A 19,150-nucleotide genomic window follows, 5' to 3' on the forward strand; every position below is an offset into this window, starting at 1 on the left:
ATTAAACTTTTTTCAATAAAAATGGTTTTTTATTTTTTTTGGGTAGTGTTGTGGCTTAAGTATCCAAAACAGATAACAAATAATCTTTTCTATGTGAGATGATGAAAGAGATAAACATTTTATTGGAAAGGAATAAACCTGTTGTCAGCATATTGTAACTACGTGGCTCCATAAGTTAAGACTATTAGCATAGCTTCAAAAATTGAAAGTCTTAAATACTGAGTATAGAGAAAAAGTTAATAATATTAAAGCAATAAAGTTGTATATGGTGGTTGTAGTGACTTATCTTGATGATATTTCTAATGTTTCAAAAGATTGCTTCTGAATAGAAAAAAGTAGCCCCTGAAAATATTGAATGTTAAGAATTGAGATAGAAGTATATAACGATTGATTGAAGAGAGGTTCGCGATTTTAGGAGGATAAATTCATTAAGAATGTATTTGTATTGTTTTTGTGAAATAAGACAAAATATTATTTTTTGAAAAATTTAATTTTTGAATAAAAAATTCATATTTTAATAACAATTAAAAGGTCACAATTGAATATAAAGGTTTGTTCTAATTTAAGCGATAATATTTGTCTATAGAAATTGGAACAACTTTAACGTTGGTCGAGCTTGTGTTGAGCTTTGCCAATGGGAAAATTTGTTAAAGAATAGAAAAGTGAGCTAAATGAAAATGTTGAAAAAGACTTTTATTGCTGCATTTATAATGACTTTGGCTACTGCTGAGATAGCATGGTCACAGACACCAAGACGTTTGGATCAATTTTATGCTTGGGGAGCCTATTCTTATAAATCACCTGAAAATACAGTTTGTTATGTGTTATCAGTGCCTTTAGAATCACTTCCAACAACAGTGAAGCACGGCGATAATTTCTTTTTGGTTACGAAGCGTTCTAACTCTCCCGATACGTTTGAGCCACAATTCATGGCTGGTTATACACTTAAAGAAGGGTCAAAAGTCACTGTGACCGTTGGTGATAAGGATTTTGATTTTTTCACAAAAGATTCATCAGCCTGGTTAGCATCATCAGTGTTGGAAAAACAGCTTGTTTCTGCTATGCGTGCTGGAAATAATATGACAGTAAGAGCAATCTCAAAGCGAGGAACGCATACCACTTATACTTACTCTTTAAAAGGAGTGACTGCTGCGTTAAAGACGGCGGAGAGATGTCATTAAAATGTATGTGATTTTAAAATACTGATATAAGTTAAAAAGTAATGACCGTTTCATATGATCTCAAACCAGTTGGTGCATGCTCAACACAAAAATCAGATAATGTTTTCGTGTTGGGTCAGTCTAAGCAATCCTTAATTGGCTTATCACATGATGAAATGGTGGAGACTTTAAGATCAATTGGTGTGCCGGAACGTAAAATACGTATGCGTGTACGTCAGCTTTGGCATTGGCTTTACGTCCGTGGTGTTTCAAATTTTGATGAGATGCTGAATATTTCTAAGCCAATGCAGCAAATGCTTAAAGACCATTTTTCTATTGCGCGTCCAGAAATTGTTGGGGAACAAATATCAAAAGATGGTACACGTAAGTGGCTCTTGCGTTTTCCAGCGCGTGGAGCTGGCAAACCTGTTGAAATCGAAACTGTTTATATTCCTGAAGAGGGGCGTGGTACCTTATGTATTTCTTCTCAAGTAGGATGTACATTAAATTGCTCTTTTTGTCATACAGGAACACAACTTCTTGTTCGCAATCTAACAGCAGAAGAGATTCTAGCACAGTTACTGGTTGCACGTGATTGTTTAGGTGATTTTCCTGATAAGAATACTCCTGATGGCGCAATTGTTCCAGTCGAGGGCCGCAAAATAACCAATATTGTTATGATGGGGATGGGAGAACCACTTTATAATTTTGAAGCAGTTAAAAAAGCTTTATTAATTGCTTCTGATGGAGATGGGTTGTCTTTGTCAAAACGTCGAATTACCCTTTCAACTAGTGGTATTGTTCCTGGAATTATAAGAACAGGGGAAGAAATTGGGGTTATGTTAGCGATTTCACTGCATGCGGTTCGTGATACGCTACGAGATATGCTTGTTCCAATTAATAAAAAGTATCCGCTTGCTGTGTTAATGGATGCTTGCCGCAATTACCCTGGTCTTTCCAATGCTAAACGCATTACATTTGAGTATGTGATGCTGAAAGATGTAAATGATAGTTTGGATGATGCCAAACAATTGGTTCAATTGCTAAAAGGTATTCCTGCTAAGATAAATTTAATTCCTTTTAATCCATGGCCAGGAAGTAACTATCAATGTTCTGATTGGGAACAAATTGAGCGATTTGCTGATGTTGTTAATCAAGCAGGTTATGCTTCGCCTATTCGGGTACCACGAGGACGGGATATTTTAGCGGCATGCGGTCAGCTTAAGTCTGCTTCAGAACGTTTACGGAAATCTGAACGTTTGCAGTTTGAATCTGTGGTTGGCAGTCAGTAGCTTTATTCTTAGCTGATGAAGACATAAAGCAAAGCTTGTCAATATGTGCCGGTAATAAACCAATTAAAAAAGGGATAGAGGAAGGATTTTGCATGAGGGGTCGAGTAAACTAATCAGCCATAAGAATCATAAAAAATTATAATTGGCAGAGAAATAGAGATATAAGAAAGCCATAAAAAGTGATTGTTAAATAGGCTATCGTGTCATTAGCATAATAAGTGCGATTTATAATATTCAATTGGTTTATTGAAAAACAGAAAAGCCACAGATATAGCGGTGGTAAAAGTTGTCTTGTGATCAGATAATAAGATTTTTGGCTTTTTGCTTGCTATTATTGACGAATAAATTCAATAACCATACACCATATTGTTAAGAAATTTTGTTTTTTAGGATGAAGATAATGATGCGTGATCAATATAATGCTTTTAATCATACTCTAGAGTTAAAAGATGCGGCTGCTCAGTCAAAAGCTTGGCCATTTGAAGAAGCACGTAAAATTATCAAGCGGTATGAAAAAACAGGTTATCCAGAAATTGTAATATTTGAAACAGGCTATGGACCTTCTGGTTTGCCGCATATTGGGACTTTTGGAGAAGTTGCTCGTACGACTATGGTGCGTCATGCTTTTCATATTTTAACTGATAACAAAGTAAAAACAAAACTTCTTTGTTTTTCTGATGATGTCGATGGTTTGCGTAAAGTTCCTGAAAATGTGCCTGATCGTGAAAAAATGGCAAGATATCTTGGTCAGCCACTCAGCCGTGTACCAGATCCCTTTGGAGATACTTATCCTTCTTTTGGAGCGGCTAATAACGCACGTTTGCGTGCTTTTTTAGACCGTTTTGGTTTCGATTATGAATTTGCAAGTTCTACAGACTATTATAATTCTGGTCGTTTTGATGATGCACTTATGAAAATACTTGCTCATTATGATAAGGTGATGGCAATTGTTTTACCAACATTGGGTGAAGAACGGCGCGCTACTTATTCACCTTTTTTACCTATTTCTCCCTTTTCTGGTAAGGTATTACAGGTACCAATGATAGCCCATAATGCGCAAAAAGGTACAATAACTTACGTTGAACCTGAAACAGGAGAAACTATTGAGACTGAGGTTACAGGGGGGAAAGTTAAGTGCCAGTGGAAAGTGGACTGGGCAATGCGCTGGAAAGCTCTTGGGGTCGATTATGAAATGGCAGGAAAAGATCTCATCGATTCTACAAATCTTTCTTCTAAAATTTGCAAAGTTCTTGGTGGAAATCCACCAGAAGGGTTTAATTATGAGCTCTTTTTGGATGATAAGGGTCAGAAGATTTCTAAATCAAAAGGAAATGGTTTAACGATTGATGAGTGGTTAGCGTATGCACCAACAGAGAGCTTAGGGCTTTACATGTTTTTAAAGCCAAAAACAGCAAAGCGGCTTTATTTTGATGTTATTCCAAAAGCTGTTGACGATTATTATGCTCATCTTTCCGCTTATGGACGTCAAAAATGGCAAGAGCGACTTAATAATCCTGTGTGGCACATCCATAATGGCTGTCCTCCACAGACTGATTTGCCGGTATCTTTTGCTATGCTATTGAATTTGGTAAGTGCTTCAAATGCAGAGAATGAGCAAGTGCTTTGGGGATTTATTTCTCGCTATGCTGAAGGTGTAAATGCACAAACTTATCCAGAACTTGACCAGTTGGTAAAATTTGCAATTAAGTATTTTGATGTTTTTGTAAAGCCAAACAAAAAGTTTCGTATTCCTGATGAAACTGAGCGTTCAACATTATTGAGTATCGATACAAAATTAGCAAGTTTACCCAAAAATTCTGATGGAAACACTCTTCAAAATGCTCTTCTCGATGTTGCTCGCTTAATAGAACGTTATCAAGATCATAATAAAAAAAGTCCTGAAGGGGGACCAGGTGTTTCAAATGTTTTTTTCCAAATGCTATATGAGGTTCTTTTAGGGCAAGAGCGAGGACCACGGTTAGGATCATTTATTGCGCTTTATGGAATTAATGAAATGCATGCACTTATTGCTGAAGCGCTTGCGCGATCTGTGGAGGAATAATGGAAAAGAGAGCGCAAGAAGTAAAGCGGCGGCGTACATTTGCTATCATTGCTCACCCTGATGCGGGAAAAACAACGTTAACAGAAAAACTTTTGTTGTTTGGTGGTGCTATTCAGCTTGCTGGTGAAGTAAAAGCAAAAAAAGATCGTATTCAAACCCGCTCTGATTGGATGAATATTGAACGTGATCGTGGTATTTCTGTTGTGACATCGGTGATGACATTTGAATATGAAAATCACATTTTTAATTTATTAGATACCCCAGGACATGAAGATTTTGCAGATGATACTTATCGCACCCTTACGGCTGTTGATAGTGCTATTATGGTACTGGATGGTGCACGCGGAATTGAGCCTCGGACATTAAAATTATTTGAAGTGTGCCGAATGCGAGATATTCCTATTGTAACTTTTGTAAACAAAATGGATCGTGAAGCATGTGATCCTTTAGAAATTTTAGATGAAATTGAAGAAAAGCTTGCGCTTGATACTGCTCCAATTACATGGCCCATTGGTGCAGGAAAAAACTTTGTTGGAACTTTTGATATTCACAATAATCGTTTTCGTCAACGAGATGATGAGGTAACGCAAAAAACGGTTTCTGGATTTGATGAGGTTGCGAATTTTCTTCCTGAGAACCAACGCGCATCTTTTCTTGAAGGTATAACTCTTGCCCGCACGGCTTGTAAACGCTTTGAACTTCAAGCTTTTCGCGAAGGACATATGACACCGGTTTATTTCGGTTCAGCTTTACGAAATTTTGGTGTTCGTGATTTGATCAATGCATTAGTCGATTTTGGTCCAAGTCCTCGTGATCAGGTAGCAGATCAACGCAATGTTGTGGCTACTGAACCTAAAATGACAGGGTTTGTTTTTAAAATTCAAGCTAATATGGATCCCAATCATCGTGATCGTATTGCATTTTTTCGGGTGTGTTCTGGGACACTTGAGCGTGGTATGAAAATAAAGCTGGTACGAACAGGAAAACCAATGACCCTTTCAACACCACAATTTTTCTTTGCTCGTTCACGCCAAATTGCCGATCAAGCTTACGCTGGTGATATCGTAGGCATTCCAAATCACGGAACTTTGCGTATTGGAGATGTTCTTACAGAGGGTGAGGATATTTTCTTTAAGGGTATGCCTCATTTTGCACCAGAAATTTTGCGTCGTGTTTGCTTAGGTGACCCGATGAAAGCAAAAAAACTTAAAGAAGCTTTGCAACAAATGGCTGAAGAAGGAGTGGTACAATTATTTATTCCTGATGATGGTTCTCCCGCTCTTATTGGTGTTATTGGTGCTTTGCAAATTGATGTTTTAAGGGAGCGGCTTAAAGTAGAATATGGTTTGCCAGTGGGTTTTGAATCGGCGCGTTTTAATATATGTCGTTGGATTTTTTCAGAAAATAAAGATGAGTTACAAAAATTTCTGATCAATCATCGATCTTCTATTGCCCATGATTTAGAAGGTGACCCAGTTTTTTTAGCAGAAAACCATTTTTCATTGAATTATGAAGCCGAACGGGCGCCAAAAATAAAGTTTGCAACTTTTAAGGATTATCAAATACGCTCTGAATAAGAAGATTTTTCTTTTGCGAAAAGAATTATTCTAAAAAAAATAAAATAAAGAGAGAGGAAATAACCTCTCTTCTTTATAGAAAAAAATCATTATGGGCAGATTTAAAGAAGACCATTTTTAATCCACTCAGAAATGCGTCCTTTAGGAGCAGCTCCAACCATATTCGATGAAACAGCTCCATTTTTAAACATTAACAAAGTTGGAATTGAACGTACTCCATATTTAGTAGCAAGCTCTGGGTTTTCATCAATATTTATTTTAGCAATTTTGATTTTGTTATGCATTTCTGTTGAAATTTCATCCAAAATAGGAGCAATCATTTTGCAAGGACCACACCATTCTGCCCAAAAATCAACTACAACAGGGTTAGAAGAATTGATAATTTCGCTTTCAAAATTGCTATTATCAACTTTTATACATGTCATTGATTTATCCTTTATGTTTATTTTTTATACATTGGTATAAAGGTAGTTTATATCAAGTTATTGCAAAGATAAATTATAGAAGAAGCTTTTTGAGAAAGAGTTTTTTAAATTTATAAAGTAGCTTTATCAAGAAGAGCATCAAGTTTGTCAGGGTTAAGTTTAAAAATTTTCGCTTCTTTACTGTAAATAAGAAGGGCTTGAATGTCTTTTTCGGGATGAATAGTGTGCAGTAATTTTCGATAAAGAGCCATTTGTAACAAATAGTATGGTGTGATAGAATCCTCGTCTTCGGGTGGTGTTCCAGTTTTAAAATCGGCAAAGACAATACTATTTTGCGTGATATACAAACGATCAATTTGACCAGAAATTGCTCGTTCTTTTCCGTGAATTTTTACAATGCCCATCAAAGAAACTTCAGCGCGTGAAAGATCTGAAAAAAGAGGTTTGAGATGCGGATTGTCTAAAACCTTCCAAACATGACGTAGCGCATCTTCTCTTTGGCTTTCATGCCAGTGGGAAGCCTTGGTGTTGAGATAATGCCGAGCGTAATATTGGCGTCTTTGTGGAGCGCAGTCGGGCAAATATTGTAGTAGCCGGTGTACAATATTTCCATATTCAATAGGAAAAGCTCTATTTGTATTTTTTTCTCCTAAAACAGGTGAAATGTTGAGTTGTTTTTGATTGGGGAAGATCTCAGTCTCAGATTCAATAGAAAGACCTGCAACAGAAGGCTTTAACGGTTTTGGTAAAGCCGGCTCTATTGGTACTTTGTGAGAAAAAAAATCGGGTAAAGGTGGGAGTGTTTGGTTCTTGCTTGCACAAGATGTCTCTTGATTTATTGGGATAGTGGAAGAGGGCGTAATGCAGTAGCGCCAAGCTGCAATATCTTCTGTAGAATTTTCTAGAAGAACTGCATGCGGGGTAAGCGCTTTTTTGACCAATTCTAGCCATGTATTAGGGGGGGTTCGTGCACCTTTATATCCGCAAATAAACAATCGGTCTTCTGCGCGTGTCATCCCCACATAAAGAAGACGTCTATATTCTTCTTCTGCGCGCTCTTTTAAATGCAAAAGTGCTTTTTCAGAAATTTGTGTTTTAAATTCTTCGTTAGGATGCCAGATAAAACCCTGTTGATCATCCAATTGTGTATTGCCAAAAGGGACTTTAAGTAAGTGGGGCATCTTCTGAGAAGGCATAATTTCACTACCAGAATCAATGAGAAAAACAACGGAAGCTTCTAGTCCTTTAGCAGCATGAATAGTCATGATACGAACTTCATCATGGTTTTGATCAAATTCACGTTTAATTTCTGGTTCGCTTGTGCTTAATATTTCTAAGAAAGCTTGTAGCCCTGGTAAGCCAGTTTTTTGAATAGCGAGCGTATAATCCATGAAGACATCAAGCACATCATTTGCTTCAGATCCTAAATGAGCCAGAATTTTTTGTCGTCCTTTGTCATTGTTAAGAATGTGGCTATAAAATTCGAAAACCGGTATTTTATCTACTATGGCACGATAATTGCTTAAACATTCAAATGCATTTTGGAAGGACATACGCGATGACGCGTGTGTGCAAAGGTTTTGCCAAAGAGATCCTATACGTTTAGCGGCAAGTTGGTAAAGTTCATCCTCAGTAAGCGCAAAAAGTGGGCTTTTTAAAACACAAGCAAGAGAAAGGTCGTCTTGTGGTTGCAGAACAAAACGCGCAAGTGCTATTAAATCACGTACACTAATATGATTGGTTAATTGTAAACGATCAGCACCAGCTACAGGAATATTGCGTAATTTAAGTGCACGGGAAAGTGCAGAGACAAATTGACCACGATTCCGAACCAAAATCATAATATCATTGGCGCGTAACAGACGTCCTTTTGCAGGAAGCATTTCTCCTTTATTTAGCCAATCTGCGATGGTTTCAGCGATTTTTTCTGCCAAGCGAACTTCAGGCGTATTTAAGTGATCAACAGTTACATGCCAATCATTAGGTAATTCATTTGTTTCTTTGGAAATAGCATCCCATAAAATAACATCACCAGGGCTATGGGCACGAATAGCTTCATGTATAGTTTTCGTGTTTTCTGCTGAAAGTCCTTTGTAATTTTCTGGTGTTTCAAAGACGAGATCAACACTTTTTAAAACATCAGCTGTAGAACGAAAAGAATAGTTTAGCTGCACTTTTTCAAATTTCTTTTTTACTTGTTGTGCTTTTTGTTTAACTATGCGTCCATTTGCCGCAAAGTTTTCTGGTGCAGCACCTTGAAAAGAATAAATAGACTGCTTTTCATCTCCAACAGCAAAAAGAGTTCGTATATTTGTGCGTTGACTGTGACCTGTAAAAAATTCTCCAGCTAAAATTTGAATAATTTTCCATTGATCAGGATTTGTATCTTGTGCTTCGTCAAGCAGAATATGGTCAAGACCACTATCAAGTTTATATTGCACCCATTGGCTTGCGCCTTTACGCTGCAATAAATGAAGTGTACGTTCAATAAGATCATCAAAATCTAAGAAACCATTAGTTTTTTTTAGATTTGCGTAAATTTTAAGGTAAATGTCACAAAGTTGAAAAGCAGCCATATTGAGTGTGGCAACCTTTCCACGTTTATATTTATCTAAAAGAACAAAAAGTTGATTTTGTTTTTCTTCAATTTCTTGAATAAGCCATGCCGCATCTGACTTTTTAGAAAATAAACGTAAAAAATTACGGGGTTTTCCGTCTGTTGTAAAATAGATACTTGAAATAATGTTTATAATGTTTGCTTCATCCGAAGCAGTAGCCAATTGGGAAAATTGTGCGGTGATCTTTTCAGAACTTTTATTACCATAGGTTTGATAGTGCTTGAGGGTATGAGGAGATAGAAAAGCGATTTCTTGAATTTTTTGTAATAGTTGTTTGTCTGTTTCATCAGGTTCTAAATTAAAGAGTGCTCGCAGTCGTTTTTCTCCATTTTCCAACAGAATAAAAGATAAAAAATGAGAGAGTTTATGTTGATTTTGTATTGCTTCTTTCAGCAAATTATTAAAAGCACTTTCACTGATGGTTTTAAGCAACTTCTTCAAAGATGATTGTACACTTTCATGTGCTAAAAGTTGGCGTCGAGCTTCTTGTAGTAATTTTTTTTGATTAATATCATCAATAAGCTCAAAATGCCCAGCAATATTGGATTCTAACATAAATTGATGCAATAAAGATTCACAAAATGCGTGAATAGTTTGAATTTTTAATCCCCCAGGTGTTTCGAGAGCACGGGCAAAAAGTTGGCGTGCAGAGATTAATTTTTGAGCATTAATGGGTTTATTTTCAAGCTGTGATAGGATTTTTTTGAGTTGTGTGTCATCAAGTTCATTCCAACTGGAAAGTGTGTGAAAAATTCGTGATTGCATAACAGCAGCTGCTGCATTTGTATAAGTAAGACATAAAATACGTGCAGGAGGTGTACCATTTAACAGTAAGCGGATGACGCGTTCACTTAAAACATGTGTTTTTCCAGATCCTGCATTTGCAGAAACCCATACATTCGTTTGCGGGTGTGTTGCTGTTGCTTGAGCATCAAGCGCTGCTTGAGGAATAGAAAAAAAAGTCATGATTGATCTGCCTCGTGCGAACCACTTGACCATTCCCATAATCGAGCTAAGTGATCATAATCGCTTTCATACGTTTTTTTTGAGGGAACGGCATGTGAAAGATAGCCTTGTTGTGGATTTTGATAATATTCTATTAATGCAATAAGTTGGTCCCATGCTTTTTCACTAAGATTGATCGTTCCTTTTTGATCTTTTTCTCCTTTATTTGAAAAGATTGATTGAGATTTTATTTCCCCCTTTTTATTAAGGGGAATATAAAGTAAATTTGATGGTGTAAGTCCTTGAAAATCTGTAAAGGCTCCTTGCATAAACAAGGCGGCTTCCAATGCTAATTGTGGAGAGATTAAGTTGTGGACTTGTTTTGATGAAGGGGGTGTATTGGTTTTAAAATCAAGAATTTCGACCATTTTATTTGGTAAAACATCAATACGATCGACGCGTCCTGAAAGAGTTACGCCTGTTGCGCCTATAAGTATTTTTTTAGATGCTATTTCGGCGTGTCGTTCTCGTGGACCAAGATTGCTTTCCCATTGAATAAAAAATGGAGCAAAATTTTCAAAAATAGTCCACCATATTGCTGCAATATCGGAAGGTAGATTTAATTTATCAAACTCTTTACGCCCAATAGCCAAAAGTACATCTAATGCGTTTTCGGCAGTTGGATCTTTCACTTGTGTGCAAAAAGCAGCAAGAATAGCGTGATAAAGTATTCCGCGTTCAGTTGCAGAAGGATCATGGATGAGTGCTTTAAGCGGCTTGAGTTGCAAGATTTTTTTTGCGTAAATCGCATAAGGGTCATACCGCAATGTTTCTATTTCAGTGACGGAAAAATGACGTGGGCGCACATCAAGAGGCGGAACAGGACAAGGACGTGTTGTGCAGGTCGTGACCTTTGTATTGTCAAGGGATTTTGCCCAATGGAGCAATATTTCGCCTCGTGCACGGATTTGTTCCCAAACGTGTTTTCCTATGACCGTTTCAAGACGTTGTATCCAGCGTGAAGGCAGTGAAGGGGTGTGATTAACGCGTTTAGCGCGACTCATCACTACTTTATTCATTCCCATAGCCCATTGAAAATCATGTGCAGAAAGACCAATACGTTGTTCTGGTGGTTCAAGGGTGAGCATCATTTTCATTGGTCGTGATAAAAAAGCATCATTGCGGGCTGTTATAGGCCATGATCCTTCATTAAGACCGCCAATGATAACTGTATCGACGGTTTGCAGACGTGATTCCAAAGCACCCCAGATAAATAAACGTGGGTGTCCTCCAGGAGAAGGCGTTACAGAGCGAGTTGATATCAGAGCTGAAAACATTGCAGGCCATTCGCAAAGACGAAATTTTAATCCTGATTGATCACTCACCAATTCTTGCAAAAAAGTTGATAAAGCTTGTCCTGCTTCATTTTGATAAAGATTTACAAGGGAATTGTTTTCATCACATCCAAAATTTTCAAAAACCTCAACAGTTGCTATTGCAGCTTCATTGATGGTGCATTCCTTCTGTTGCTGCATGAGAGACATTAAAGGTTCGATAGCTTTGATCAAAAGATGACAAAGCTGGCGCGCTTCTTCGATCTTGGGTTGATCAAAAGTGTTATTATCAAAATTATTGTAGAGGTGTGTTTTTATCCATGTTTCAAAAAATTGATCACATGTGCAAAGATCTATACGTCCAGTACTTCCACGAAGAACAAAGAGTTCGAAGTTTTCTACTATTTCGCGTAAATAGTGACGTTTTTGTCCAAGTGTTGTGAGCGGATGTTTAAGAAGAGAAAGAAAAGCAACAGGATCATTTGGTTGAAACACATTTTCCAAAATAAGTCGTAACAAAGTTGAAGGAAGAGTTTGCGCAAGAGGTATGCCTCCTGAATCATTTGCTTCAATTCCAAATCGTTGTAACTCTGTTGCGACACGGCGTGCTAAATTACGGTCATTTGTTATCAGAGCTGCTGTTTTCTGAGGTTCTTCAATAGCATTGCGCAAAGCAACAGAAATAGCTAGTGCTTCTTCACGTTCATTTATGGCTTCAATTAATGACCAATTTTCACAAAGACTTTCATAATCATCGCGTACAATTTGTGCCCACAGATCTGTTGTAGAGGCTGGTCGGAATGCTTCTGATACAAGAGCTGCACGCTTTTTCTTTATTGCGCTTTGTTGACCAATTTCGTGAACATGAATGCGATGACATTTCATGAGAGATAAAAGTTTTTTCAAATGATATTGAGGATGGCTAAAAGCGCTAGTTGTATGATCAAAAACATCAGAAGTTGTTTTTTCTGCATTCATTGAGCCTAATGCATCCCATTGTGCTTCATCCATATGAAGATCAAGTCCTGGAAGTACAACAGCACCTTTTGGTAAATGAGAAATAACCTTTAAAAGATGTGCAACTGCGGGAATGGAACCTGTCGCGCCGGCGGCAATAATGGGTTTATTGGGCTGCGTGCGGTGTAGAGTTTCTGCGTGCATTTTAAGTACTGTATTGCGCCATAAAGCTGGATCGCTTCGTTTTTTTTCTTGTAAAATTTGTGGCCAGCTTTGGGTAACAATAGTGAGAAAATTAAGCGTTATTTGCCACCATTCGGCAACCATATCAGGTGCAATTTCTTTAAGCTTTGACCAATCTGCTGCTTCTGTTTCAACTTCATCCATCAATTGTGCTAAATCTTGAGCAAGCCAAATTGCATCTGCAGTATGAGCAGGAATAACAACATCTTCCGTACCAAACATAGCACGCAGATGCGCAGGTAAATTTTCACGCCAAGGACGAATAAGGCGCGCTAAAAGCAGAAGGCGTTCACTTTCTCCAATAGGAGGATTGAGAGTGCTCGTATGGTTTTCAATAAAAAGGAAGCTATCTTCATCCAAATTTCCTAAGGGGCGAATGGTTGGCAAGAAAGTTGATTGTTTGCCACTTTTTTCAACAAAAGCTGTGCGTAAAGTGCGGGCAGCACGACGTGTCGGAACATAAATGAGAGTGTCGGCAAGTGCTGTTTGAATATCTCCATTAGGCGCGAAGTCATCGATAAGAGCGCCTGAAAGCAGAGCATCAACAAAATGCGGTAAAAAAGGGGTGCCAGAAGAAATGGAAAAGACACGCGGGTTATGGTTCATGAGGTCTCATTTGCAGTGGATGGGAGATATTTCTCGTTTGTGATTATTTCCATTGTTTTTACTGTATACAATTTTCATAGAGAGCAAAACTGAAAAGCTGAATTTATGCAAGAATTTTTGATTTTGAGTAAAGGGTAGGCTTCCAGTAAATGAGCTTTATATAAATTAAAATTAACAGTTTAGAGCAGAACAGAAACAAATGTTATGCGTTTCACAGCAAAAATTGATTATTTTGCGAAAATAGTCTTACAAAAGTTCGTAATAAAGCATCTTTTATGCTTTTGAAAGAAGACCAAACTCTTGATAAAAGCTTTGTAGAGGTGCAAGGGTTGGATGGGAAAGATTACGAGAAAGATAATCCTGCATATGCGGCAGGAATTTAAGATAAGAAGATTTTCCATCTCTTTTGTGGAGACGTACAAAAATTCCTAAAATTTTGGAAACTCGTTGTGCGCCTGCAAAAGCGTACAATTTTCTGAATTCATCTTCATTAAAGGGGCGCGGTGCTTGATGGCGTGCATTGCAATAGGCGTCAAGAATCTTTGCTTCGAGAGTTGGCGAAATAAAAAGACGGGCATCTTGCGCTAAAGAGACAAGGTCATAAGATGTTGAACCTTTTAAACCATCTTGAAAATCAAGAAGACCAATGCGGGCATGTCCTTCTCTCTGCGCGCACCAAAGAATGTTAGGAGAATGATAGTCACGCATGACAAAAGTCTCTTCTCCTTGAATAAGATCATCGAGATAATGCTGCCAACAATTAAAAAAGGCTTTACGTTGTTGTTGGTCTAAAGTTCTTTGGGTTTTAAAGGGAAGATACCAATCCAACAATAAAGAGAGTTCTGATTGCATAGCTTGACAATCATAAAAGGGAATTTTAAGCAAAAATGTCGCAAATTGTTTTTCTGAAGTCCATGATTTTTGGTGAAAAGAAGCTAGCAATTCGCTACAAGCGATGTAACGTTCTTCTATAGGATTACCGGCTTTATCTAAAAGTCCTTCACGCCCTAAATCTTCTAAAATTAAAAGACCTTTTTCAAGATCTTCAACAAAGATATGAGGGGCAGAAAATCCATTCTCTAAAATGAGTTTGCTAATTCCTACAAATTGACGGATATCTTTTGCAAGATGTGTCATTGTTGCGTAAGAAGGATCTATTTTTTGTGCCATTTCCATGGTTTGCGCATCCATCAGAACTTCTTGATGATGCCCATCGTCTAAAATTTCATATTTACGTGCTGAAGCATCGCAAGCTAAAAGACGACGGTGAACATGACCACGTTTATGGGTTGTTAGAAATGTGCGAATTGCAAAAGATCGTTGCAGGCGCTCAATAGAATGTTCTGCTGATGTAAGATTCACACGACGCCCAAAACTTTTATCTTCATATTGTAATGTGATTGCAAAGGTAACAGGTCCTAAAAGATTTGCACTCTTTTCTGGCCATTCAACAAGTAAAATGTTTTGCTCACGTGCTTCATGAAGTCCTAATTCATCGATTTCTTCTTCCATAGAAAGACGATAAAAATCAGCATGAATAATTTCAAACTGTGGAAGTTGGTAATTTTGGGCAAGAGTGAACGTTGGGCTTGGTACATCCAATGTATTATCGTTGGCAAGTGTGCGAATAAGTGTCCGTGCGATGGTTGATTTGCCCGTTCCAAGATCGCCTTGAAGTGTCACAAGATCGCCAGGCTTTAAAGCGAGGGCTAGATCTTGCGCAAAAAGCTTGGTTGCTTCTTCATTTTCAAGAAAAAAACTAAAGTTCATCAAGATTTCCACAACATGAGTGAGAAAAAAGTTTTGTGAGAATTAAAGTACGAGACTAAAAAACTTTGTCTCCTTTTGGAATTGGGAAAAAACATTTAACGGTTGTTCCTTGTCCAGTGCCAGTCAAAATTTCAACATGTCCACCGTGGAGTTCGACAAAGCTTTTGACAAGAGAAAGACCCAGTCCTGCTCCTGCACGCCCACCATGATGAGAATGGGAAGAGAAGCGTTTGAAAATTCGATCTAGGATATCTTTCGGAATATCAGACCCTTCATTATGAACACTAAAAATAATATTATTATTTTGTTCATCAGCACAAAATTCAATTGTACTCGCTTCTGTCGCAAAATTAATAGCATTACTAAGAATATTAACAAAAATTTGGTGCAGACGTGTTGCATCAGCAAAAATGAAATTTAGAGAAGGAGAAATTTGTTGTAAAAGCGTAATGTAACGTCCATTAAGGCGTTCTTCCACACGTGCTACTGCTTGTACCATAGCATCTGCAATGTTAACCGGCTTGATGTCTAACTCCATGATACCGGCATCAAGGGTTGCTAGATCAAGGATATCATTAACAATATTCAAAAGAGCACCAGATTCTGAATGAATATGTCCAAGATATTCTCGTTGACGCTCATTCACAGAGCCAAAAATTTGATCGCGTAAAATATCTGAAAATCCGATAATATTGGTGAGGGGGGTACGTAATTCATAGGAAACATGCTGAACAAATTCATTGCGCAAACGATCAGCACTTTCCAAGGCTTCATTTTTTTCTTGAAGGGCTCGTGCGACATGAACAGTGTCGGTAACATTAGCAAAAGTGAGCATTGTCTGTCCATCGGGAAGTGGGACCAATGTGTAGTCAATGATCATTCCATTTTTTAGATCCATACGACCTGAAGATGTATCACGATTTTCAGCAAAACCTGTGATAAATTTGGTAAAATTGTTCCATTCTTCTCCCACAGTTAAGACTGAACAATGGCTTTGTAATTGTGTGATGTGAGTGCCTTCTACTACCAAATTACCAGGTAAAGACCACAATTTTGATAAGGCTGGATTTGATAAACGCAAACGTCCATCAGTACCAAAAACCACCACACCTTCTGAAAGCTTATCAAGTGTTTCACCTTGTATTTTAATTAATGTGTTATAGCGTCGTTCTAGATCAACTTTTTCTGTGAGATTTTCGTAAAGCCAAGTGACACCTCCTTGTGGATGCGGACTAGAAATGACACGTACTGTACGCCCGTCTGGAAGATTCCAAATTTGTTGATTTGATTCTGATTGCTGATAAGCTTGAAAAAGTTTTTCTTTCCACGCGCGCCAATCAGGGTGTTCACCAATGAGTCCTTTTTCACGCAAACGTTCAAGGAGCAATGTATGACTTGGTTCACTTTCGAGAAAAGAACTTTCCAATGGCCATAAAACTTTGAAAGCATGGTTGCAGAATTTTAATTTTTGATTTTTATCAAAAATCGCTACAGCAGTTGATATTTGATCAAGTGTTTCACAATGTCCTTGGAGGACACGTCCCATCTCATGGGCAAGATTTTCATATGCACTATCGTCACGAGCAAAAGCTGCCATTCCTTCTGCTGTTGTAATGCGTGTGAGATGAAAACGGTGCCTCTCTCCATTAATGACTGTATAAACGTGTTCTTGAAAAACAGTTTCTTCTTTATCCGCTTTGCGTTGTGTTGTTTCATTAAAAAGATCATCGATTTTATTGTATTCCTCTTTAAAGCTTGTCATTTCTTTAAAGGAACGATTAATAAAACAGATTTTGCCTTCACAATCTCGTATCCATACTGGTTCTTGAATACAATCGAGAAGATTACGCTGCATTCTTAATTCTGTAAGAATTTGAGTGATATCTTTTTGTAAGCGCGCATTTTCACTTTGCTGTGTTGAGATATCTTGAAAGCGTGCAATGGCTGCTGTTCCTGCAATAATACCTGTAACTTGTAACAATGTATTGTTTGTGGTAGTGACGGCAAGTTCGAAAGGATGACAGTTGCAACGCAGTTGAGTCAACGCGTAATCAAGTTTCTGCAGAGACATTTCTTCAAGCCAGAGCTCAAAACGTTGAAAGTCTTGCTGATGAATTCCTGTTTTTTTCAGGGCAGGAATGTTTCCCACCATACGTGGTAAAGATGTTGGACTTTCCCAAATGAGAAGGCATTGCGCAGTTTCTTCCATAAGCCGTTCGTAATATGTAAGTTTTTCAGAAAAATCTGCTTGGATTATTTTTAAACGCTTCCATAAAGCTTTTTTTGCGCTCATAATAACTATCATACATATGAGAAGTGAGGCGCATGAAATCCCTCCACAGAGTGCTAAAATAAGCCATGGACCATCTAGAAAAGTAAAGTAAGAGAGCTGTATTTCTGGTAATTGAGCCATAGTGTATGTTGGAGAAAAAAGGAAAAGAAAACAAAAAACACCGATACAGATTCGGATCATTTTTTGAGCTTTTTCTTTGGAGCTATAATCACCAAAGCTGAGCACGACGCGCTTTCCTTTTTCTTTTAACTTAAGAAAACGTTTTAATAACGATAATGATTTGGTTTATAAGGACCTTGTGGTGAGACACCAATATAGGCGGCTTGTTCTTCTGATAAAACGCTTAATTGTATTCCTAGTTTATCAAGATGGAGACGTGCCACTTTTTCATCAAGGTGTTTTGGCAAAACAATAACTTCATTTTTATAATGTTCTGCACGGGTAAAGAGTTCAATTTGCGCTAAAACTTGATTGGTAAATGATGCTGACATGACAAAAGAAGGATGACCCGTAGCGTTACCGAGATTTAGCAAACGCCCTTCAGATAATAAAATGATACGTTTTCCATCAGGAAAAGTGATCATATCTACTTGTGGTTTAATATTTGTCCATGGAAAATTTCTAAGAGCTGATACTTGGATTTCATTATCAAAATGACCAATATTTCCAAGGATACACATATCTTTTACTTGTCGCATATGATCTAAGCAAACAACGTCTCTATTGCCAGTTGTGGTTATTATAATATCAGCACTGGAAGCTGCATTTTCTAAAGTAACAATTTCATAGCCATCCATAGCGGCTTGAAGGGCACAAATTGGGTCAATTTCTGTTACTTTAACACGTGCTCCAGCTCCTGAAAGAGAGGCTGCTGAACCTTTACCTACATCACCATAACCGCAGATGATAGCTGTCTTGCCAGCTATCATTACATCTGTTCCGCGTCGGATACCGTCTACTAATGATTCTCTACATCCATATTTATTGTCAAACTTTGACTTTGTAACACTATCATTGACATTAATAGCCGGAAAAGGCAAAAGCCCTTCTCTTTGTAATTGATAAAGGCGGTTTACGCCCGTTGTCGTTTCTTCACTTATACCTTTGATTGCTGCGCGTTGGCGTGTGAAAAATCCTGGCGTTTCATCCATACGTTTTTGAATTTGTTTGAAAAAAAATCCTTCTTCTTCTGTTTTTGGGTGTAATAAAATCTCTTTATTTTCTTCTGCACGAGATCCCATTAAAATGTAATTTGTCGCATCAGCACCATCATCCAATATAAGATTAGAGGGATTTCCGTCAGGCCATTGAAAAATTGCATCTATATAAGTCCAATATTCTTCAAGTGTTTCACCTTTAACTGCGAAGACAGGAGTCCCTGTGGCTGCAATAGCTGCTGCTGCGTGGTCTTGCGTTGAAAAAATATTGCTAGAACTCCACCGCACATCGGCACCAATTGCTTTTAAAGTTTCAATTAAAACAGCAGTCTGAATGGTCATATGCAATGAACCAGAAATGCGTGCTCCGCGTAAAGGTTGATGAGAAGAAAATTCTTTACGACAAGCCATTAAACCAGGCATTTCTGTTTCGGCAATATCAAGTTCTTTGCGTCCATAAGCAGCAAGCTTGATGTCTTTGACAACATAATCTTGAGCTGTCATTTTTTATCCTTTTTAAAGCAAGTTTTTCCGAGACGGTAGGAGAAATTAAAAAAAAATGCAAGAGAATAGAAAGGCTTATTTATATGAAAAATTTTTCAAATTTTCATAATTCTATATGCTATGTAGAGTCTATGTTATAGACAAGGTATAAAGATAAGATTTTCTTTAATGTACAAAATTTGCTATCATTTTTTATCTGTGAAAAAT

General features: G+C 37.6%; 10 protein-coding genes. 4 read left to right on the forward strand and 6 right to left on the reverse strand.

Annotated elements, in window-relative coordinates; all coding sequences use genetic code 11:
• The first annotated feature begins 677 nt into the window (after positions 1-677).
• The 4 genes from V4P55_RS05875 to V4P55_RS05890 all read left to right on the forward strand — a co-directional run bounded on the left by V4P55_RS05875 (position 678) and on the right by V4P55_RS05890 (position 6,091).
• Entirely contained in the window at positions 678-1,181 is a 504-nt protein-coding gene (locus V4P55_RS05875; protein ID WP_455475060.1) for an invasion associated locus B family protein, read from the forward strand.
• 41 nt (positions 1,182-1,222) lie between these two features.
• Positions 1,223-2,452, forward strand: coding sequence for a 23S rRNA (adenine(2503)-C(2))-methyltransferase RlmN (gene rlmN, locus V4P55_RS05880; protein ID WP_455474161.1), 1,230 nt, complete (start codon positions 1,223-1,225; stop codon positions 2,450-2,452).
• Between the two features lie 400 nt (positions 2,453-2,852).
• Positions 2,853-4,514: a lysine--tRNA ligase gene (locus V4P55_RS05885; protein ID WP_455474162.1), complete on the forward strand. Its 1,662-nt coding sequence runs from the start codon at positions 2,853-2,855 to the stop codon at positions 4,512-4,514.
• A complete protein-coding gene (locus V4P55_RS05890) occupies positions 4,514-6,091 on the forward strand; it encodes a peptide chain release factor 3 (protein WP_455474163.1) in 1,578 nt (525 codons plus the stop codon). The genes V4P55_RS05885 and V4P55_RS05890 overlap by 1 nt, the downstream gene beginning before the upstream one ends.
• A gap of 101 nt (positions 6,092-6,192) precedes the next feature.
• On the opposite strand, the gene trxA is transcribed toward V4P55_RS05890, so the two are convergent.
• From trxA to ahcY, 6 genes are all read right to left on the reverse strand, one after another.
• Positions 6,193-6,516: a thioredoxin gene (gene trxA, locus V4P55_RS05895; protein ID WP_455474164.1), complete on the reverse strand. Its 324-nt coding sequence runs from the start codon at positions 6,514-6,516 to the stop codon at positions 6,193-6,195.
• 110 nt (positions 6,517-6,626) lie between these two features.
• Complete coding sequence (addA, locus tag V4P55_RS05900; RefSeq protein WP_455474165.1) at positions 6,627-10,100, reverse strand: double-strand break repair helicase AddA; 3,474 nt, start codon at positions 10,098-10,100, stop codon at positions 6,627-6,629.
• Positions 10,097-13,219, reverse strand: coding sequence for a double-strand break repair protein AddB (addB, locus tag V4P55_RS05905; protein WP_455474166.1), 3,123 nt, complete (start codon positions 13,217-13,219; stop codon positions 10,097-10,099). Before addB ends, addA begins: the two co-directional genes overlap by 4 nt.
• A 273-nt stretch (positions 13,220-13,492) precedes the next feature.
• Positions 13,493-14,989 (reverse strand): tRNA (adenosine(37)-N6)-threonylcarbamoyltransferase complex ATPase subunit type 1 TsaE, encoded by a 1,497-nt coding sequence (gene tsaE, locus V4P55_RS05910; protein ID WP_455474167.1) that lies wholly within the window; start codon positions 14,987-14,989, stop codon positions 13,493-13,495.
• A 55-nt stretch (positions 14,990-15,044) separates the two neighbouring features.
• Positions 15,045-17,507, reverse strand: coding sequence for a PAS-domain containing protein (locus V4P55_RS05915; RefSeq protein WP_455474168.1), 2,463 nt, complete (start codon positions 17,505-17,507; stop codon positions 15,045-15,047).
• 38 nt (positions 17,508-17,545) lie between these two features.
• Entirely contained in the window at positions 17,546-18,943 is a 1,398-nt protein-coding gene (ahcY, locus tag V4P55_RS05920; protein ID WP_455474169.1) for an adenosylhomocysteinase, read from the reverse strand.
• Positions 18,944-19,150 lie beyond the last annotated feature (207 nt).

It is taken from the genome of Bartonella sp. B30(2025) (assembly GCF_053793825.1).